20 protein-coding genes are annotated in these 19,609 nt (G+C 72.4%); 7 read left to right on the plus strand and 13 right to left on the minus strand.

Annotation, left to right across the window (positions count from 1 at the left end; all coding sequences use genetic code 11):
- Positions 1-9: 9 nt before the first annotated feature.
- From ACWAT2_RS15940 to ACWAT2_RS15970, 7 genes are all read right to left on the minus strand, one after another.
- The gene (locus ACWAT2_RS15940) at positions 10-318 is read right to left on the minus strand and encodes a DUF1540 domain-containing protein (protein WP_402377026.1); all 309 of its coding nucleotides are present in this window, start codon (positions 316-318) and stop codon (positions 10-12) included.
- A 159-nt stretch (positions 319-477) separates the two neighbouring features.
- On the minus strand, positions 478-930 hold the full coding sequence (locus ACWAT2_RS15945) for a heat shock protein transcriptional repressor HspR (protein ID WP_402377028.1): 453 nt from the start codon (positions 928-930) through the stop codon (positions 478-480).
- A gap of 43 nt (positions 931-973) precedes the next feature.
- Positions 974-1,963, minus strand: a complete 990-nt coding sequence (locus ACWAT2_RS15950) for a DnaJ C-terminal domain-containing protein (protein WP_402377030.1) — start codon at positions 1,961-1,963, stop codon at positions 974-976.
- Between the two features lie 101 nt (positions 1,964-2,064).
- Positions 2,065-2,721: a nucleotide exchange factor GrpE gene (grpE, locus tag ACWAT2_RS15955; protein WP_402377032.1), complete on the minus strand. Its 657-nt coding sequence runs from the start codon at positions 2,719-2,721 to the stop codon at positions 2,065-2,067.
- A complete protein-coding gene (dnaK, locus tag ACWAT2_RS15960) occupies positions 2,718-4,598 on the minus strand; it encodes a molecular chaperone DnaK (RefSeq protein WP_402377034.1) in 1,881 nt (626 codons plus the stop codon). Before dnaK ends, grpE begins: the two co-directional genes overlap by 4 nt.
- Positions 4,599-4,917: 319 nt before the next feature.
- Positions 4,918-5,850, minus strand: coding sequence for a cold-shock protein (locus tag ACWAT2_RS15965; protein ID WP_402377037.1), 933 nt, complete (start codon positions 5,848-5,850; stop codon positions 4,918-4,920).
- 74 nt (positions 5,851-5,924) lie between these two features.
- A complete protein-coding gene (locus ACWAT2_RS15970) occupies positions 5,925-6,770 on the minus strand; it encodes a PIG-L deacetylase family protein (RefSeq protein ID WP_402377040.1) in 846 nt (281 codons plus the stop codon).
- 136 nt (positions 6,771-6,906) lie between these two features.
- Between ACWAT2_RS15970 and ACWAT2_RS15975 the strand changes: the two genes are divergently transcribed.
- Together ACWAT2_RS15975 and ACWAT2_RS15980 are read left to right on the plus strand one after the other, a co-directional pair.
- Positions 6,907-8,199 carry an AAA family ATPase gene (locus ACWAT2_RS15975; protein WP_402377043.1) on the plus strand — a complete coding sequence of 431 codons (1,293 nt, stop codon included), beginning with the start codon at positions 6,907-6,909 and terminating at the stop codon, positions 8,197-8,199.
- Positions 8,196-9,854: a tetratricopeptide repeat protein gene (locus ACWAT2_RS15980; protein WP_402377046.1), complete on the plus strand. Its 1,659-nt coding sequence runs from the start codon at positions 8,196-8,198 to the stop codon at positions 9,852-9,854. The genes ACWAT2_RS15975 and ACWAT2_RS15980 overlap by 4 nt, the downstream gene beginning before the upstream one ends.
- Before the next feature lie 2 nt (positions 9,855-9,856).
- Here ACWAT2_RS15980 and ACWAT2_RS15985 read toward each other — a convergent pair whose 3' ends face one another.
- Positions 9,857-10,285 (minus strand): hypothetical protein, encoded by a 429-nt coding sequence (locus tag ACWAT2_RS15985; protein ID WP_402377048.1) that lies wholly within the window; start codon positions 10,283-10,285, stop codon positions 9,857-9,859.
- A 61-nt stretch (positions 10,286-10,346) separates the two neighbouring features.
- Between ACWAT2_RS15985 and ACWAT2_RS15990 the strand changes: the two genes are divergently transcribed.
- On the plus strand, positions 10,347-11,570 hold the full coding sequence (locus ACWAT2_RS15990) for a glycosyltransferase (protein ID WP_402377051.1): 1,224 nt from the start codon (positions 10,347-10,349) through the stop codon (positions 11,568-11,570).
- 29 nt (positions 11,571-11,599) lie between these two features.
- Here the strand turns inward: ACWAT2_RS15990 and ACWAT2_RS15995 are convergent, their stop codons facing one another.
- On the minus strand, positions 11,600-12,268 hold the full coding sequence (locus ACWAT2_RS15995) for an O-methyltransferase (RefSeq protein WP_402377053.1): 669 nt from the start codon (positions 12,266-12,268) through the stop codon (positions 11,600-11,602).
- A 281-nt stretch (positions 12,269-12,549) separates the two neighbouring features.
- Here ACWAT2_RS15995 and erm point away from each other — a divergent pair, with 281 nt between their 5' ends.
- The 3 genes from erm to ACWAT2_RS16010 are packed head-to-tail and all read left to right on the plus strand — an operon-like array spanning position 12,550 to position 14,512.
- Entirely contained in the window at positions 12,550-13,317 is a 768-nt protein-coding gene (erm, locus tag ACWAT2_RS16000) for a 23S ribosomal RNA methyltransferase Erm (RefSeq protein ID WP_402377056.1), read from the plus strand.
- Between the two features lie 38 nt (positions 13,318-13,355).
- Positions 13,356-13,937: a 1-acyl-sn-glycerol-3-phosphate acyltransferase gene (locus ACWAT2_RS16005; protein WP_402377059.1), complete on the plus strand. Its 582-nt coding sequence runs from the start codon at positions 13,356-13,358 to the stop codon at positions 13,935-13,937.
- Between the two features lie 14 nt (positions 13,938-13,951).
- The gene (locus ACWAT2_RS16010) at positions 13,952-14,512 is read left to right on the plus strand and encodes a GNAT family N-acetyltransferase (RefSeq protein ID WP_402377062.1); all 561 of its coding nucleotides are present in this window, start codon (positions 13,952-13,954) and stop codon (positions 14,510-14,512) included.
- A gap of 41 nt (positions 14,513-14,553) precedes the next feature.
- Here ACWAT2_RS16010 and ACWAT2_RS16015 read toward each other — a convergent pair whose 3' ends face one another.
- Positions 14,554-15,471, minus strand: a complete 918-nt coding sequence (locus ACWAT2_RS16015; RefSeq protein ID WP_402377065.1) for a universal stress protein — start codon at positions 15,469-15,471, stop codon at positions 14,554-14,556.
- A gap of 127 nt (positions 15,472-15,598) precedes the next feature.
- Here ACWAT2_RS16015 and ACWAT2_RS16020 point away from each other — a divergent pair, with 127 nt between their 5' ends.
- Positions 15,599-17,224 (plus strand): sensor histidine kinase, encoded by a 1,626-nt coding sequence (locus tag ACWAT2_RS16020; RefSeq protein WP_402377068.1) that lies wholly within the window; start codon positions 15,599-15,601, stop codon positions 17,222-17,224.
- Between the two features lie 36 nt (positions 17,225-17,260).
- Here the strand turns inward: ACWAT2_RS16020 and ACWAT2_RS16025 are convergent, their stop codons facing one another.
- The 3 genes from ACWAT2_RS16025 to ACWAT2_RS16035 form a co-directional block, all read right to left on the minus strand.
- A complete protein-coding gene (locus ACWAT2_RS16025) occupies positions 17,261-17,908 on the minus strand; it encodes a response regulator (RefSeq protein WP_402377070.1) in 648 nt (215 codons plus the stop codon).
- Positions 17,909-17,935: 27 nt separating this feature from the next.
- Positions 17,936-18,856, minus strand: coding sequence for a universal stress protein (locus ACWAT2_RS16030; RefSeq protein ID WP_402377073.1), 921 nt, complete (start codon positions 18,854-18,856; stop codon positions 17,936-17,938).
- A 100-nt stretch (positions 18,857-18,956) separates the two neighbouring features.
- Positions 18,957-19,499 (minus strand): hypothetical protein, encoded by a 543-nt coding sequence (locus ACWAT2_RS16035; protein ID WP_402377076.1) that lies wholly within the window; start codon positions 19,497-19,499, stop codon positions 18,957-18,959.
- Between the last annotated feature and the right edge of the window lie 110 nt (positions 19,500-19,609).

Consider the following 19,609-nt stretch of genomic DNA (forward strand, 5'->3'; position numbering starts at 1 on the left):
GGCGACCTGTCATGCCGTGGTGAAGGTGAGACAGTCCGCGTGGCTCGGGTCCTGCGGTCCGGCGCCGACGCGGATGGCGCTGGCCGCACACTCCAGGTCCTCGTTGTGGACACAGTCCGTGCGCTGGCAGGCACCGACGTGCGCCACGACCTTCTCGAGCCCGCCCTTGGTGCTGAGCGGGATGAACGTCGCGCAGGAGGCGTCCCCGGGGACGCCCGCGATCGTCACGGCCCCCGCGTGGCAGTCGTGGTCGTGGTTGTAGCTGCAGCCGTCCACGGTGCAGCTGGTGACCTCGGGCATCTCCATCAGGGTGGTCATGATCTCGCTCCTCGCGTCAGGTCTCGCACTCGCCGATATCTCGATGATAGGCGTGAATGAGATTCCTGCACAGGAAAGCGAGATATTCACCAGCGGTAAGGAAAGCCTTACCAGAGAAGAATCTATTGACGAAAGAATGCCGTTCCTGAAAGCAGGCGCTCAGTCGCGGTGCGGCGCCGGGCGCCACAGCACGAGCGCTCCGCCCTGCTCGCGGCGCGACTCGACGTACAGCTCGGTGCGCCGCACCCGCTGCCCGCGCGGCACCGCCACCACGTCGCCACCGGTCCCGGCGGCGAACACGCGGCCCTCGGCACGCTCGCGCTCGGCCAGGAGGCTCGCGAGCTCGTCCAGGCGGTGCTCGAGCACCATGACGTGCTGCTCGAGGTCGAGGATGCGCTTGACCCCGGCGAGGTTGATGCCCTCGCTCTGCGCGAGGTGCTGCACCTCGAGCAGGCGGGCCACGTCGCGGCGGGAGTAGCGCCGTCCGCGGCCACGGGTCCGCCGCGGCACGACCAGTCCGAGCCGGTCGTACTGGCGCAGCGTCTGCGGGTGCAGCCCCGTGAGCTGCGCGGCCTGCGAGACCGTCAGCACGGGTGCGTCGTCGGTGACCATGTGGACCTCCTTCGCTCCCTGACGTGGTCCGGCGGACCAGCCCTTACTGTGCGGCCTGGGCGGCCAGCGCGGCGCGCACGTCCTCGCCGTCGGCCTCCGCGGCGAACTCCTCCAGAGCCTTCTTCGCGGCCCGGCTCAGCTTCTGCGGCACCACCACCTGCACGCTCACGAGCAGGTCGCCGGTACGCTTCGCCGTCGCCACGCCGCGGCCCTTGACGCGCAGCACCCGGCCCGACGGCGTGCCCGCCGGCACCTTGAGCCGCACCTTCTCGCCCGAGAGCGTCGGGACCTCGACCGTGGTGCCCAGCGCGGCCTCCGCGAAGGTGACCGGGAGGGTCATGCGCAGGTTGACGCCGTCGATCGAGAACACCGGGTGCTCGCTGACGTGCACCGCGATGAGCAGGTCGCCCGCGGCCCCGCCGGCCGTGCCCGGACGGCCCTTGCCGCGCAGCCTGATCTTCTGCCCGTCGTGCACCCCGGCCGGGATGCGCGCGGTGATCTTCTTGCCGTCCACGGTGAGCTCGACCGTGGTGCCCTCGACGGCGGCGCGGAACGGGAGCGTGGCGCGCGTCTCGACGTCTGGCCCCCGGCGCTGCTGCGGGCCTCCGAACCCGGCCGGCCGGCCGGTGCCCGCGCCGCCGAACATCGAGCCGAGGATGTCCTCGAACCCCGCACCGCCGGACTGGTACTGCTGGTACTGCGACCCGGGGCGCGCTCCACCGCCGAACATCGAGCTGAAGACGTCCTCGAACCCACCGGACGCGCCGCCCGGGCCCGCGTTGAAGCGCGCGCCGCCACCGGCCATCGACCGCACGGCGTCGTACTGCTGGCGCTGCTCGGTGTCCGAGAGCACCGCGTAGGCCTCGCCGATCTCCTTGAACCGGGACTCGGCGGAGGCGTCACCGGGGTTCTGGTCCGGGTGGTACTGGCGGGCCAGCTTTCGGTATGCCTTCTTGATGGCCGCCTGGTCGGCGTCCTTGGGGACGCCGAGCGCGGCGTAGAAGTCCTTCTCGATCCAGTCCTGACCGGTCACGACGTCCCTTCCTCACCTTCTCCGACGGTTGTGGGCGCGATTTCTGGCCCGTTTTGCCCGTGATGGCCGGGTATGGAGCCCAGAAATCGCGCCCACAACGATCACTCGGGTCCGACGACGCCTACGCGGGCGGCGCGGACCACCTTGTCACCGATGCGGTAGCCCGGCTCGATCACCAGGTTGATCGTGGCGACCTCGACCTCGGCGTCCGCGTTGTGCATCAGCGCCTCGTGCAGCGTGGGGTCGAACTCCTCGCCCACGCGGCCGAACCGCTCGATGCCGAACTTCGTCAGCGACACGTCGAGCTTCTCCGCGATGGCCGCCATCGGGCCCGACAGCTCGGCGTGCTGCTTGGCACGCTCGATGTCGTCGAGGACCGGCAGCAGCGCGACGAGCACGTCCTGCGTGCCCTGGGTCCGCGCGACCTCCTGGTCGCGCAGCGCCCGGTTGCGGTAGTTCGTGAAGCTCGCGCGCTCCCGCTGCAGGGCGTCGAGGTTCTCCGCCGCCTGGGCCTTGGCCCGCAGCAGCTCGGAGTCCTCGACCGCCTCGCCCGAGGGCTCGAAGTCGAGCGCCTCCAGCGGGTCGCCGGCGTCGGCCGCCGCACCCGCGCCGTCGGCCGCGTCCGACGGCGCGGCCTCCGGACGCTTCTCGCCCGAGGTGGGGTCGACCTTGCGCTTGTCCCGGAACTGGAAGGGGGTGTCCCCCGAGCGGCCCTCCTCGGGCTGCTCGGGGGTTCCCTGCGTCTCGTCGGGCGTCACTTGGCGTCCTTCTTGTCGTCCTCGTCGTCGACGATCTCGGCGTCGACGACGTCCTCGTCGGAGTTCTCGGACTCCGGCGTGGCGCCGTCCGCCGGCGCACCGTCCGCACCGGCGCCCGCGGCCTGCTCGGCCGAATAGATCGCCTCACCGATCTTCTGCGAGGACGTCCCGAGCTTCTCGTAGGCGGTCTTGACGGCGTCGGCGTCCTCGCCCTCCAGGGCGGTCTTGACGGCGGCGATGTCCGCCTCGACCTCGGAGACGACGTCGGCGGGGAGCTTGTCGCGGTTGTCCGCGACCTGCTTCTCCATCGAGTAGGCGAAGGACTCCGCCTGGTTGCGGGTCTCGGCCTCCTCGCGACGCTTCTTGTCCTCCTCGGCGTGCTCCTCCGCCTCCTTGACCATCCGGTCGATGTCCTCCTGCGGGAGGGCCGACCCACCGGTGATCTTCATCGACTGCTCGGTACCCGTGCCGCGGTCGCTGGCGGACACGTGCACGATGCCGTTCGCGTCGATGTCGAAGGTGACCTCGATCTGGGGGACGCCGCGCGGCGCCGGCGCGATGCCGGTCAGCTCGAACGTGCCCAGCGGCTTGTTGTCCCGGGTGAACTCGCGCTCGCCCTGGAAGACCTGGATCGCCACCGACGGCTGGTTGTCCTCGGCCGTGGAGAAGATCTCGCTCCGCTTGGTCGGGATCGCCGTGTTGCGCTCGATGAGCTTGGTCATCACGCCGCCCTTGGTCTCGATGCCGAGGGACAGCGGGGTGACGTCGATGAGCAGGATGTCCTTGCGCTCACCACCGATGACACCGGCCTGCAGGGCAGCGCCGACGGCGACGACCTCGTCCGGGTTGACGCCCTTGTTGGGCTCCTTGCCACCGGTGAGCTCACGCACGACGTCGGCCACGGCCGGCATGCGGGTGGAGCCGCCGACGAGGACCACGTGGTCGATCTCCGAGATGGAGACGCCCGCGTCACGGATGACGGCGTGGAACGGCTCCTTGGTGCGGTCGATGAGGTCCTGCGTCATCTGCTGGAACTGCGCGCGGGTCAGCTTCTCGTCCAGGTGGACGGGGCCGTTCTCGCTCATGGAGAGGTACTGCATCGAGATGTTGGTGCTCGTCGCGGACGAGAGCTCCTTCTTGGCCTGCTCGGCCGCCTCGCGCAGACGCTGCAGGGCGATCTTGTCCTTGGACAGGTCGACGCCCGCGGAGTTCTTCACCTGCTTGATGAGGTGCTCGACGATGCGCTGGTCCCAGTCGTCACCACCGAGGCGGTTGTCACCGGAGGTGGCGCGGACCTGGATCGTGGAGAAGTCGTCCTCGTCCTTGCCCACCTCGAGCAGGGAGACGTCGAACGTGCCGCCACCGAGGTCGAAGACGAGGATGAGCTCGTCCTCCTTGCCCCGGTCGAGGCCGTAGGCGAGGGCCGCGGCGGTCGGCTCGTTGACGATGCGCTGCACGTTGAGGCCGGCGATCTGCCCGGCGTCCTTCGTGGCCTGACGCTCGGCGTCGTTGAAGTACGCGGGGACGGTGATGACCGCGTCGGTGACGGGCTCGCCCAGGTACTCCTCGGCGTCGCGCTTCAGCTTGCCGAGCACGCGGGCGGAGATCTCCTGCGCGCTGTACTTCTTGTCGTCGATCTCCTGCGACCAGTCGGTGCCCATGTGGCGCTTGACCGACGCGATGGTGCGGTCGACGTTGGTGACGGCCTGCCGCTTGGCGACCTCACCCACGAGGACTTCGCCGTTCTTGGAGAACGCGACGACGGACGGGGTGGTGCGAGCGCCCTCGGCGTTCGCGATGACGGTGGGCTCGCCGCCCTCCAGGACGGCGACCACCGAGTTGGTGGTTCCGAGGTCGATGCCGACTGCACGAGCCATGGTGGTTGCTCTCCTTCGTGACGTGGATTGAGTCGTCTGCACTCAACTTAGGACGCGGTGCCGCGAGTGTCCAGCCAGCGGCGTCAAACTTGAGCCTGCCTGACTCAACCTTGCGCGCGGCGCGTATGTTCCCGCAGGCGGAACGGGCCGTTCGCTCTGAGCGAACGCGCAGACGTCGGCATCCTCGAACCCTCCGGCGGACGGTTCCGCCGAGGTCTACCAGGCGTCGGCGCTGCTGCAGATGATGGACCGGCTCGTGCCGGGCATCCAGCCCACCGCCCTCCCGAAGCCGCGGCGGGGATGAGCCGCGACCGCCCGCTCAGATCAGCTCGACGCCGTCGGCCTGCGGGCCCCGGTCGCTCTGCCGCACCTTGAACCGGACCCGGTCGCCCTCCTCGAGGACCTCGTCGCCCCGCACGACCGACACGTGCACGAACAGGTCGGCGCCCCCGGAGTCGGGCGAGATGAAACCGAAGCCGCGGTCCGCGTCGTAGCGCGCGACCGTGCCCTCGCCGCCGCGCACCGGCGCGCCCGATCCCGCGGGACGGTTCGACCGACCCCGGTCCGCGCCCCCGCGCGCACCGCCGGAACCTCGCACGAGCTGCACGTGGCGGGCGTTCGGCCCCCTGTCGCCGGCGACGACGTCGTACGTCACGCGGGCGCCCTCGACCAGCTCGGTCAGCCCGCCCGCGAGCGCCTTGGCGTGGACGAAGACGTCCTCACCGCCCGCGTCGGGGACGATGAACCCGAAGCCCTTGGTGCCGTCGTAGAAGGTCACTGTCCCGTCCGCGCCGTCAGAGGTCCCGGCGTCCGCGGCGGCCTGGGCCCCGAGCGGGAGCAGGTGGTCCGCCTGCGGCCCCTTCTCGCCGTCGACGACGAGGAACGCCACCCGCTGACCCTCCGAGATCACACCGCCGGTGACGATGGCCGAGCTGTGCACGAAGATCTCGCGCCCGTCGTCGGGCGTGACGAACCCGTACCCCTTGGCGGGCTCGTACCAGCTGACGGTGCCGAGCACGCCCACGGGGGCGTCGGCGGCCCGGTCTCCCGTGACTCGGACGCGGCGCGCCTGCGGGCCGCGGTCGCCCTCGCCCACCTCGAACTCGACGGACTGCCCCTCTCGGAGCAGCTTCGGACCGTCGTCGCCGACGATCTCGGACGCGTGCACGAACAGGTCATCGCCGTCGTTCCCGAGGTCGATGAAGCCGAACCCTCGGTCGGCGTCGAACCATCGAACTGTCCCCTGGGGCACCTAGAACTCCTCAACTCAACAGACATTGCTGTGGTCCAGTGTCCCCCGAGAGCGCCGCGGCCGGGTGCGCCCGGTCAGGCGAGAGGGTCCGCGACGAGGTCCCGCACGTGGTAGAACTCCTGGTCCCACAGCAGATAGACCAACCAGGTGGGCAGTCCGTACGACGCCTGCAGGTAGTCCTCCTGGGACGCGTGGATCTTCCAGCCTTCCTTCTTCTTGCCGACCTCGGCCGACATGGCGTACTCGGGGTCGGGTTGGTTCTCCACGACCAGCCGCCCCTGCTCGCCGCCGAACATCTCGAGCGCCTTCGTCGGGCTGATGGTGTAGACGAGGTGGTCGGGCCCCCGGTATGAGCCGCCCTCCTCGGCGAGCCGGGCGATCGCCAGCTCCGTGACGCGACCCATCTCCCTGTGGTCGAGGTGCCCCGTCGCGCCGGACGCCGGCCAGAATCCGACCACCACGTCCGGCCGGACGCGTCGCATGGTCGCGGCCAGCCGCTCGACGAGCTCCTCCTCGTCGACGTCGGGCACCCCGCCGTCCGGGTAGTCCCACACCTCGTGCTCGTCGACACCGAGGTTGAAGCTGTTCTTCAACGCCTCCGCCTCGCGGACGGCACCGAGGTCGCCCTGCCGCGCGACGAACGGCACCTGCTCCCCGGCCTCGCCCCGCGTCGCGGTGACCATCGCCGTGTAGGCACCGTCCAGGTCCTTCGCACGCCAGAACAGGCCGTTGACGGTCTGCTCGTCGTCCGGGTGGGCGAAGACGCCGAGCACGCGCTCGCCGTCCAGCTCGCCGACGACGGAGTCGACCTTGGTCGCGGTCGGCATGGCGAACAGGGAGCGGCCCGCCACGATCGCCCCGACGAGCAGGAGGACCACGACGGAGACGACGACGATCAGCGCGATGCGGCTCTTGCGCACGGGTGCTCCTTCAAGGCTACGGCCCCGTCGACGGCGACGGGTCGACGCATGCTACCGGCCGGCGCCGGGAGGTGAGCGGTAGCATCCCCAACTGTCCGGTGCCCCCGCTTTCTGCAGCCAGCCGAGGAGACCTCCCGTGTCCGACATCCTGGAGCACATGGCTGTCGCCGTGCAGGCCGCCCCCGACGACGCACCGTTGCGCGTCCAGTACGCACGGCTCCTCCTCCTGCACGACCGCCCCGCGGAGGCGCTCGAGAACGCCAGCACGGCCCTGCGCCTCGACCCCGCCGACGGTGATGCCCTGGCCCTCGTCACCGAGGCCGCGAGCGCTCTGACGAAGCGGTCGCCGGCCACGCCGGAGCCGGCACCCTCTCCGGAACCCGCTCCGGAAGCAGCGTCGTCGGAGGCTCACGGCTTCGACTGGGAGCGGGTGGAGGCGGAGCTGGGCGTCGACGTCCCGCGACCGTTCGTGGAGGACGCTCCTGCCGGCACGAGCGGCGAGCCGTCCCCCGTCCCCGTGCACGACGACGCCCCCTCGGCCGAGGGCCTGCTCGAGATGTCTCGCGAGACGATCACGCTGGACGACGTCGGTGGCCTGGAGCCTGTGAAGAAGCGCATCCGCGAGGCCTTCCTCGAGCCGATGCGCAACCAGTCGATAGCCCGGGCGTTCGGCAAGTCCCTGCGCGGCGGGCTGCTGCTGTACGGCCCTCCCGGGACGGGCAAGACGTTCATGGCCCGTGCGGTGGCCGGTGAGCTGGGCGCGCGCTTCCTCACGGTGACGCTCGCGGACATCCTCGACAAGTACATCGGGGAGAGCGAGCAGAACCTGCACGCGCTGTTCCAACGGGCTCGGGAGCTGGCACCCGCCGTCCTCTTCCTCGACGAGGTCGACGCGATCGGCGGGAAGCGCACGCAGTACACGGGGTCGTCGGGGATGCGGACGGTCGTGAACCAGCTCCTGCAGGAGATGGACGGCATGGGGTCCGACAACGACGGCCTGTTCGTCCTCGGCGCGACGAACCACCCCTGGGACGTCGACAGCGCCCTGCTGCGCCCCGGCAGGTTCGACCGCATGGTCCTCGTGCTCCCGCCGGACGCACCGGCGCGCGAGTCGATCCTGCGCCACTACCTGGAGGGTCGACCGATCGCCGGGATCTCGTTGTCCACGATCGTGGACCAGACCGACGGGTTCTCCGGCGCCGACCTGGAGCACCTGTGCGCCTCGGCCGCCGAGAAGGCGATGATGGACTCGATCGCCTCGGGCGAGATCCGGCCGATCACGATGGACGACGTGCGGTCCGCCTTGGCCGAGGTGCGGCCGTCGACGACAGCGTGGCTGCACTCCGCGCGGAACGTCGTGTCGTTCGCCAACAACGACGGGCGCTACGACGAGCTGGGGGCGTACCTGCGGTCGCGCCGGATGCTGTGAGCACCGGTTCCACGCCCCGGCCCGTGCAGGACCCGGTCGGCGGGTACGTCACGCGCGCCGAGATGCTGGTCGACGCCGGCCGGCCCGAGCAGGCGCTCGAGGGCGTCGAGGCCGCACTGGCCGAGCACCCGGACGACCCCCGCCTGCACCTGACGTCGGGGTGGCTCCACCTGCGCCTGCAGCGCTCCGCGGACGCGCAGCGGATCCTCGAGCAGGTCGTGGCGAGCTCGCCGGACGACGCGCAGGGGCACGTGCTGCTGTCCGTCGCGCTGCAGAACCGCAGCCGGCTGGCCGAGGCGCGGGCCGCCGTCGAACGCGCGATCGAGCTGCAGCCCGACGACGCCGCGACCCTCGTGCAGCACGCCGACGTGCTCACCAGCGGTCGCGTGCGACGCCCGGAGCGTGAGCTGGCGATGGACCGGGTCGCCCGGGCTCTTGAGCTCGAGCCGGAGAACCCGAGCCGGCTGCTCGGCGCCGCATCGATCCACGCACGGCTCGGGGAACGCGATCGTGCGCGCGCGCTCGTTCACCAAGGACTGGCGGTGGCTCCGCAGCACGAGGGCCTGCTCTACGCCGACGCCCAGCTCTCGGAGGACGACGGGCAGCACTCCCGTGCGCTCGTCGGGGTCCTTGCGCAGAACCCTGAGCACGCCGAGGCGGGCTACGTGCTGTTCCTGCGCGTCTGGCAACGCCTGCTCGCACCGATGGACACCGCCATCGCCGTCCTGACGACCAGCGCCCTCGCCGTGGCGTGGCAGATGAGCGACTCGCAGCACGTCTCCCTGCGGTTCTGGGCGGTGGTGCTCGCCGTCGCGCTCGGCATCTCCGCACTGCGGACCTGGTCGGTGCTGCGCCACGTCCCCCGCGTGCTGGTGCGCCGCAGCCTGCTGGACGGCACCTGGTCCGGACGGCTCGGTGCGGCCGCGCTGATCGCGGGCTGGGCGGGTTCGGTCCTCACGCTGGCCGCCCTCCTCGGGCTGCGCGACGCCGTCGCCGTCCGGTGGTTCCTCGTCCTCCTCGCGCTCACCCTGCTGGTCGCGGGGACCGGGTCGGCCATGCTGCCGGGCACCATGCTGCGGCACGCTCGGAGCGCCGGATACCTCTCCACCTCGGAGCCGGGACGCGCCCGCGCCGACGCGCTGCGTGCCAGCTATCGCGCGGCCACGGCGCGCCGGGCCGTGATCGTCGGGCTCGTCGCCCTGCTCAACGCGGCGGTCGCGGCGGGGGCGGCCCGTCCGGACGCACTGCCCGTCGCCGCTCTCGGCGCCGTCGCGTGGCTGCTGCCGGGCGTCCTGGTCGTCTGGCGGCTGCGTGCGCGCCGCGCCGTCGGGCTCGTCGTCCTCTTCGTGACCACCGTGGCGCTCGGCGCGGGCGGGCTGGTCGCCGTCGCGCACGTACCCGTCCTGCCGAACGAGCACGACGCCGACGGTCGGTACGTCACGACGCCCGGCTCCGGTGGCTCGGAACCGGCGTGCAGCGGGTCGCGCTACACCCGGATCAGCTGCGTCCTGCGCGAGAACCGGGAGCGGATGGAGGAGTGGGAGGAGCGCGAGCCGGTCGACATCCCGACCTTCGACGTGGAGGTCCCCGAGATCCCGGAGATCGTCGTGCCCGACCTCCCGGAGCTCGACGTCCCGGACGGACCGACTAACTGAGGTCAGTCCCAGGCCAGCGTCAGCACCCGCTGCCCGTCCGGCACGGGCGGCAGCTCGCAGAACTCGTCCCGGTCGTAGGAAAGTCCCTCCCAGACCGGTTCCGCCTGCAGCTCCTCCACACCGAGGCGCGCGTCCACGACGCCGGCGGGCAACGCCGTGCAGATCGCCACCGACTCCGCCGAGACGTCGTCGTAGCCGTCCTCGAACATCTCCTCGTGCAGTTGCACCCGCACCCACGCCACGGCGTCGTCGGCCTCGAGGTCCCGCAGCCGACCGGCGATCTCGGCGAGGCCGGGCCGTCCGTAGCCGTGCTGGTTCGGCGCGATCGAGTCCTCGACGTCGTTGCCGTCGAAGAACTCGGCGACGGTGAGCAGCGGGATCCGGTTGCCGCCATCGGCGGCGCGCGCCAGGATCTCTTCACGAGTGATCACGAGGACGATGCTAGAGCGCCGGCACACCGCCGCTGCACCTGATCCTCGACGAGAGGCATGCATGAGCACCGTCCTGTTCTGCCCGGTGATGTTCAACCTGGCCGAGACCACGCGCATGATCCAGGTCGCCCGCGCCCTCGACCCGGCGCACTCGGCCGTCTTCATGGGCTACGAGCACGACTACGTCGACCTGGTCCGCGACGCCGGGTTCCCCTACCGGGCGTGCGAGCCCGCCTGGACGCGTGCCGAACGGGACCAGGCGCTCGCGTTCGACCAGGGACGGTCGGTGCGCAGCCCGTTCACCACCGATCTGGTCCGCGAGCGCGTGCGGGTCGAGCGCAGCGTCGTCCGGGAGACCGGCGCCCGCGCGATGGTGACCGGCTCGAACCTCACGTCGTTCCTCTCGGCCCGGGCCGAGGGCGTCCCGCTGTACTACCCGGTCCCGTTCGCGCTGACCGGGCCGCAGGTGGCGCAGACCCGCCGGATGGGGTTCGTGCGCGGCCGGAGCGGCCTGGCCCGGGCGGCGGACCGGGTCGCGACGTCGGCCTTCCGCTGGGTCTACACCTCCGCGCCGCTCGCCCCGCGGGCGCTCACGACCGTCGCCCGGGAGCACGGAGTCCCGGCGCCGCGCACCGTCGCCGAGCTGATCCGGGCCGACCACAACCTGCTCACCGAGACGGCCTGGGAGCTCGAGGGCGTCGACCTGCCGGACGACTTCGAGCGCGTCGGCCCGATCTTCGCCCACCTCGACGCGCCGCTGCCGGCTGTCGTCGAGGAGCTGGCCGCCGCCCCGGAGCCGTTGGTGTACCTCGGGCTCGGGTCGTCGGCGAGCCGTGCGCTGGTGCTGAGAACGGCGCGAGCGCTCGGCGACCTGCCGGTGAACGTCGTCGCGCCCGTGCGTCACTACCTGCGGGACGACGACGTCCTGCCGCCGAACGTGCACGTCACCGACCTGCTGCCCGCCCACCGGCTCGGCGGGCTGGTCGGCGCCGCCGTGCTGCACGGCGGGCAGGGCACGGTGCAGACCACGTGCGCGACGGGCGTGCCGTTCGTCGGCATGGGCCTCCAGCCGGAGCAGACGTGGAACGTGCGCCGCTGCGAGGAGCGCGGCAACGCCGTCGTCGTCTCGCCGCGGCGGGTGGGCACGCAGGACTTCCGCACGGGGGTGCACCGCGCACTGTTCGACCCGGCCGTACGGGCCGCCGCAGCCGAGGTCCGGGAGGCCTCCGCGGGCGAGGACGGCGCCGCGGCCACCGCGCGCGTCATCGAGCGCGGCCTCGCCTGAGGCACGCGTGAGCAGCTCCCCGGCGAACCTCAGCGCACGCGCGCGATCGCGAACCCGTCCCAGCCCTTCGAGCCGACCGTCTGTAGCGCCGTCGCCTCGAGCCGCGGGTCGTTGCCGAGCGCGTGCAGGAACGCCCGCGAGCCCTGGACGCTCGGGTCGTCGCTGGACGGGTCGACGACGGCGCCGCGGCGCACCACGTTGTCACCCACGATCACGCTGCCGGAGCGTGTCAGCCGCAGCGCGAGCTCGAGGTAGGCCGCCATGTTCGCCTTGTCGGCGTCGAGGAACACGAGGTCGTAGGGCTCGGTGCCGGACTCGGTGAGACGGGCCAGCACGTCGAGCGCCGGACCGACCGCGATCTCGACCCGCTCGCCGACGTCGGCCCGCGCAAGGTTCTCCTGCGCCACCTCGGCGTGCCGGGGGTCGAGCTCGACGGTGGTGACGTGCCCGTGCGCCCCGACGGCCCGCGCGAGCCAGATGGTGCTGTAGCCGGCGAGCGTCCCCAGCTCGAGGACCCGCCGCGCGCCAGCCATCCGCGCCACGAGGGCGAGGAACGCCCCCTGGTTCGGGGCCACCTCGATCGGCGGCAGGCCACGCTCCCGCCCCAGCTCACGGGCGGCAACCAGCGCCTCGTCCTCTGCGACCAGCTCGCCCACCAGGTAGTCGTCGACGGTCGTCCACACATCGTCAGCAGCCATGTCCTGATCCTGGCACACGGCCCGGTCCGCCGTCCCGGACGTCCCCGGAAATTCGCTCGATCCCGTCGCTGCCTCCGCACTACCGTCCCCGTCATGGGAACTCTCTGCTGCGCGCCGTCGACGGCGCTGCTCTTCCGCGACCGCCGCGCCTGACGGCGCGTCCGCGGGTCCACCACGCCACGCGCCGTCGTCCGGGACGTCCTCGCACCCCGGCCGCGCGTCATCTCGTCATGCCCTGACGCTCGTCGGGGTGCTCCGTATCTCTCGCTCGGAGCGCACCCGTGTCTACCCGTTCCCGCCATGGCGGCCGCCATGAGCTCGGCCAGAACTTCCTCGTCCACCGCCCCACCATCGACCGCATCGTCGGTCTCGTCGCCGCCACCGACGGCCCGGTCCTCGAGATCGGGGCCGGCGACGGTGCCCTCACCGTCCCGCTGGCCCGGCTCGGCCGCGACCTGACCGCGATCGATCTCGACGAGCACCTCGTCCGGCGACTGCGACGCCGCCTGCCGGACGTGCGCGTCGAGCACGCGGACGTGCTGCGCCACCCTCTCGACCGGCCGGTCGTGGTCAGCAACGTCCCGTTCCACGTCACCACCCCCGTGCTGCGGCGCCTCCTCTCCCGCGACAGCTGGGAGCACGCCGTCCTGCTCACCCAGTGGGAGGTGGCCCGCAAGCGGGCCGGTGTGGGCGGGACGACGATGATGACGGCGCAAGCCGGGCCGTGGTTCACGTTCACGCTGCACGGACGGGTCCCGGCCCGCCACTTCCGGCCTGTCCCGGGGGCCGACGGCGGCCTGCTGGCCGTGGCCCGCCGCTCGGAACCGCTCGTCCCGGCCCGCGAGCGCAACGCCTACGAGGCGTTCGTCCGTCGGGTCTTCACGGGGCGAGGCCGCACCCTGGCCGACGTCGCCGCCGGCGCCACCAGGACGCCTCGCCGCGAGGCGCACGCGCTGCTGGCCGCCTGCGGCGTGGCAGCCAGGGCGCTGCCGCGCGACCTGGCTCCGGGGCACTGGGCTCACCTCTGGCGCTCGCTCCGAGCCCGGTAGGGCGTACCGCGGCGGCGCCGCGCGACTAAACTCGCACGATGCTCACCTCGTTGCGCCGCGCCGTCGCAGGCCTCTTCTGGCGGATCAGCCGGTGGACCCTCCGCAGCGAGCCGGTCCCTGACCGGGCGGGAATCCTCATCGGCGCTCCGCACACCTCGAACTGGGACTTCGTGCTGATGCTCGCCATCTCGTGGCGGCTCGGCATGGACATCCGCTGGCTGGGCAAGCACACGCTGTTCAGCGGCTGGAAGGGGCCGGTCATGCGGCGGCTGGGCGGCATCCCCGTCGACCGCCGCGACCCGTCGCGCGTGGTGGTCGACGTCCTGGACCACGTCTCCCGGGGCGAGGTCTTCCACCTGGTCGTCACGCCGGAGGGCACCCGTTCGGGCGACGGCTGGAAGTCCGGCTTCTACCGCATCGCCCAGGAGGCCGGGCTGCCGGTCACCCTCGGCTACGTGGACCGCACCACGATGACCACCGGGCTGGGGCCCACGCTGGAGCTGACCGGTGACGTCGGCGCCGACATGGACCGCATCCGCACCTTCTACGCCGACAAGGCCGGCTACAACCCTGAGCTGCGCACCGAACCGCGGCTGCGCTCGGAGTCCGAGGGCGGGTAGATAGGCTCGCCCTCATGCCGCTCCCGTTCTCCCTGCACGACGGCGTCACCCTGCGGCTGCTGCGGCCCGGCGACGGAGCTGCTCTCGCCGACGCCTACTCCCGCAACCGCGATCACCTGGCGCCGTGGGAGCCGGCGCGGACCGAGGCGTTCTTCACGGCCGAGCGCCAGACCGCGCAGGTCTTCGCCGGGCTCCGCGAGCACGAGGCCGGGCGGCAGTGGCCGCTCGTCCTGGAACGCAGCGGTGAGATCGTCGGCCGGGTCAACGTCAACGACGTCGTCGGGGGCGTGTTCCAGAACGGTCACCTGGGCTACTGGGTCGACGTCGGTCTGGCCGGCCGCGGGATCATGTCCGCGGCGGTGCACGCCACGGTCGCTCTCGCCCGCGACGACCTCGGGCTGCACCGCCTGCAGGCGGCGACGCTCCCTCACAACACGGCGTCCCAGCGCGTGCTGGAGCGTGCCGGGTTCGAGCGCATCGGCACGGCTCCGCAGTACCTGCGCATCGCGGGCGAGTGGCAGGATCACCTGCTGTTCCAGCGGATCCTGCCGGAGACCGGCACGAACCCCGCCTGACCGCCGCAGGTCGTCAGGCGGGACTCCTGCGAGCACGGTCGCTAGCCGTGCGCCACGATGACGGGGCAGGACACGTCCCGGGTCAGCCGGTCGGCCACCGAGCGCAGGATCCGGCCCGTGATCGGCGTGTGCCTGCGCCCTCCGACCACGACCAGGTCGTGGCGGCTGAGGCGGGGGGTCAGGACGTCGATCGTCGTGCCGTGCGCCACCTCGACCGACCACTGCACGGTCGGGTACTTCTCCGCCCAGCGCCGCATCTCCTCGTGCAGACTGGCGATCGCCTCGTCTTCGTACTGGTGCACCCAGGCCCCCGCCGCGGCATACGGCCCGGCGACGAAGCTCTGTGCCAGCGCATGGATGGCCACGAGCGGTGCCGCGGCGTGCCGGGCCTCGTCGAAGGCCAGGTCGAGCACCCGGCCGAGGTGGTCGTCGAAGTCCACGGCGGCGACGACCCGCCACACCGGCCCGACGGCGTCGGCCGGGCACGCGGACCGCTGCGCGACGGGATCGATCGGCACCACCGCGACCGCTCCCCGCGCCATCGCCGAGACCGCTGCGGACACCGAGCCCAGCACCAGCCGGTCGACGGCGTGCAGGCCGCGCCTGCCCACGACGACCAGCTGGGCCGCGGCCGAGCGCTCGACGAGCACCCCGGCGGCCGCGCCCTCGGCGACCTCCACGTCGACGTCGGCGGCGTCCGGCACGAGCCCGGGTCGCTGCCGGCGCGCGTCCGCCAGGTGGTCCAGCGCCTTGTCGCCCACGTCCTGCGCCTCGGCGCGCAGAGCCGCCGGGCCGAGTCCGTAACCGTCGACATAGGGCACGGTGGTGACCTCGTAGGCGGTGAGCACCGTCAGCCCGGTCCGGCGACGCACCGCCTCGGCAGCCGCCCACTCCATGGCCTGCTCGCCCGCCGGCGATCCGTCGATCCCGACGACGACTCCGTACCGCATGGTGCTCATGGCGTCCTCCTCCGCTCCAGGACTCCAGTACGCCACAGCGGCACGGGTCCGCGGCAGGGGCACCCGCCCCCTCCGGGGAGGCCGAAGGTCCCGGGCCGGACAGCTCGGACGCCGCTACCGTGAACCCATGACCGACGACGCGGACGTCCTGCTCGAGGCGGTGCTGTCCGTCGGCCGCGGTCTCGAGCTGGAGGGGACCCTGCATCGCGTCGTCCAGGCGGCGGCGGACATGGTCGACGCCCGCTACGCCGCCCTCGGCATCGTCGGGGACGACGGCCAGATCGCCCAGTTCATCACCGTGGGGCTGAGCGAGGAGGAGATCCAGGCCATCGGCCCCTACCCGCGCGGAAAGGGTCTCCTCGGAGAGCTGATCCGGCACCCGGTCCCCGTGCGGCTGCCCGACCTGAGCGCGGATCCACGCTCGGTCGGGTTCCCGGCGAACCACCCGCCGATGCGGTCGTTCCTCGGGGTCCCCCTGCGGGTGCACGGCAACCCGTTCGGCAACCTCTACCTCACCGACAAGCGGGGCGAGGGCGAGTTCACCCCCGAGGACCAGCATCTCGTCGAGGCCCTGGCCTCTGCCGCGAGCGTCGCCGTCGAGAACTCCCGGCTCTACAGCGAGGCGACGTTGCGGGAGCGATGGGCGCACGGCAACGACGAGATCTCCCGCCGGGTGCTCGAGGGCGACCCGCCCGAGCTCGTGCTCGACGCCGTCGCCCAGGAGGCGCTGCAGGTCGCCGCTGCGGACGTCGCGGTGCTGGTCACCGTCAGCGGAGACGCGGACGGCCACCTCCGGGTGCGCTCGGCGCACGGTCCCGGCACCGAGGGCCTGGTGGGCACGCTCGTCCCCGTCGAGGGCACGTTCGCCGCGGAGGCCTACACCTCCGGCCGGCCGGTCGTCACTCCTGACGCCGCGTCCGACCGTCGGCAGACGCTCTCGTTCAACCCGCCGAGCGTCGTCGGGCCGCTCGCCGCGCTGCCGCTCGGCGGCCCTGGCAGGACGTCCGGCGTCCTGACCGTCGGGCGACGGCTCGGCACGCAGGCGTTCCCCCGGGTGGTCATCGACGCGCTGTCCGCGTTCGCGTCCCAGGCGGCGCTCGCCCTGGAGCTCGCCGAACGACGTCACGACGCCGAACGGCTCGCCGTCGTCCGCGACCGGGACCGCATCGCGCGGGACCTGCACGACCTGGCGATCCAGCGCCTGTACGCCACCGGCCTGTCGCTGGAGGGGGTCGGCCGACGGCTGCAGGACCGGCCCGACGCGGCGGCCGACGCCGACCGGGTCACCCGTGCCGTCACCGACCTGGACGAGACGATCAGCCTGATCCGCACCACGATCCGCGGCCTGCAGCCCTCCACGGGCGCGGTGCGGCGTGTCGGCCTGCGCGCCCGTCTCGTCGCCGAGGCCGACGCCGCCTCCCGCACCCTGGGCTTCACCCCGGCGCTGCACATGGCCGGGCCGGTGGACACGTTGGTGCCGACGACCATGGCGGACCACCTCGTGGCGGTGCTGCGGGAGGCGCTGTCCAACGTCGCCCGCCACGCCGCGGCACGCCGTGTCGGCGTCGAGCTCGTCGCGGGCGACGACGTCGTCCTCACGGTGTCCGACGACGGCCGCGGGATCCCCGCTGACGCCCCGCGCAGCGGCCTGGCGAACCTCGAGCGCCGTGCCGCCGAGCTGGACGGGACGTTCAGCGTCGAACGGACCCGGCCGGGCACCACGCTGCGCTGGCGCGTCCCGCTGAACCGGTAGCTGCGCCGTCGGCGGCCGCTGTCTCAGGTGCTGCGCTCACGGGTGCTGCTCGAGGCGGGTCGAGAGCACGGCCGCCTGGACGCGGCGCTCCAGGCCGAGCTTCGCCAGAACGCTGGAGACGTAGTTCTTGACCGTCTTCTCGGCGAGGTACAGCTCGGCGCCGATCTGCCGGTTCGTGAGCCCTTGGCCGATCAGCGCCAGGACGCGGCGTTCCTGCGCGGTGAGGTCCCCGAGCGGGTCCGCCGCGGGATGGTCCTGCGCACGCATGCGCTCCATGACCAGCCGGGCCGCCCGCGGGTCGAGCGTCGACCCGCCCGCCGCGACCGTCCGGATCGCCGACAGCAGGTCGCTGCCGCGCACCTGCTTGAGGACGTAGCCGGCGGCCCCGGCCAGGATCGCGTCGAACAGCGCCTCGTCGTCGTCGAACGACGTGAGCATCAGGCAGGCCACGTCGGTGCCGGATCGCAGCTCCCGGCAGACGCTCACGCCGTCGCCGTCGGGCAGCCGGACGTCCAGCACGGCAACGTCCGGCCGCAGGGCCGGGATCCGGGCCAGCGCCTCGGCAGCCGACCCCGCCTCGCCGACGACCTCGAGGTCCGGCTCGGCCTCGAGGAGGTCGGCGACGCCGCGGCGCACCACCTCGTGGTCGTCCACGAGGAAGACCCGCACCGTCTGTTCGCTCATGGCGGTCACGCTACGCGTGCGAGGCGGTCAGCGCTGCTCGTGCGCCACGATGATCGGGCACTCGACGTCCCGGCCGAGACGGTCGGCGTCCGACCGGAAGATCCGCCCGAGGATCGGGGCGTGCGGACGGCCCCCGATGACCGCCAGGTCGTGCCGGCTCAGCCGGCGGGCCAGCACGTCGACGATCGACCCGCGTGCCGTCTCGACGGTCCACTGCACGTCCGGGTACTTCTGCTGCCAGGCGTCCAGCTCCTCGCGCAGACGAGCCGTCACGTCGCTCGCGTTCTCGTGCGCCCAGGCGGTCTCCATCGCGTACGGTCCGGCGATGAACTCCGAGCGCAGCGCGTGGACGAGCAGCAGCGGGACGCCGGCGTGCTGGGCCTCCTCGAACGCGACGTCGAGGACGCGACCCAGGTGCTCGTCGAAGTCGACGGCCGCCACAACCCGCCACACCGCTGCGATGACGTCGCCCGGGCAGTCCGAGTCGGCCGCGACGGGGTCGAACGGCACGATGGCCACCGGCCCCCTCGCCCTGGCCGACACGACCCCGGAGACGGACCCCAGGACGACCCGGTCGAAGGCGTTCAGGCCGCGCCGGCCGACGACGACGAGAGCGCTGGTCGCCGAGCGGTCGACGAGCGCGCCCGCTGCCGAACCGCTGACCGTCTCCCAGCTGATGTCGTCCGCCTCCGGCACCTGGCTCGCACACTCCTCGCGGGCCTTCGTCAGGTGCTCGGCAGCCCGTCCGACGACCGCGGCGGCCTCCTCTCGCATCGCGTCGGGACCGATGCCGTAGCCCGTGGCGCCCGGGACGGTCGCGACGTCGTACGCGCTCACCACCGTCAGAGGTGCCTTGCGGCGGACGGCCTCGGCCGCCGCCCAGTAGAGCGCCTGGTTGCTGTCCGTCGAGCCGTCGACGCCGACGACTACTCCGTGACGCTTGCTCATCACGTCCTCCTCGGTCGCTGTACTTCCATGGTGTGGCACCGACGACCTCGAGGCCAGGGACGGCCTCGAGGCGGTCGACGCGGACGATCCCGCGACGCGCTCAGCGCAGGACCGGGTAACGCTTGACCAGGTCTGTCGCTGCCCAGCGGCGCCCGAGACCGAACGTGTCGCCGGCGGCGACGGCGGCCAGGCCGATCAGGGCGACGGCCTCGATGAGGTGGTCGTCCAGGAACGGGTTGGTGTCGATCGGCAGGGCAGCCATCCACATCATGACCAGCAGCAGGGCACCCGAGACGGCGGCGACCCGCATCCCGATGCCGAGCGCGAGCGCCAGGCCGATGCCGAGCAGGCCGAGCATGAACAGCCAGTCGATGACGGCGACCCCGGCCAGCGCCCCGAAGAACCCGGCGAACGGGCCCTCGACGTGGCTCAGGAAGCCCTCCGTCGGCGAACCACCGGAGATCCAGGCGTTCTCGGCCGGTGTCGCCAGTCCCAGACCGAACGTCTTGTCCGCGAAGGCCCACAGGAACTGGAAGGCGATGAGCAGCCGGAGCACCGCGAACGTGATCGCAGCGACGGGCGAGAGCCCGGTGCGAGCCGGTGCGGTGGGGACGCCCTGCGTGTCCCGGACGGTGGTGGTCATGGTTCCTCCTTCGGCCGGGAGCCCGGCCCTCGCTGCCCGGTCATCTCCGGGCGACGAGACCAGCATCGCTGCGGTGCGCCACACCTTGGCAGGGGGAAACGACCCCCACC

The organism is Isoptericola sp. GX10416 (assembly GCF_056590155.1).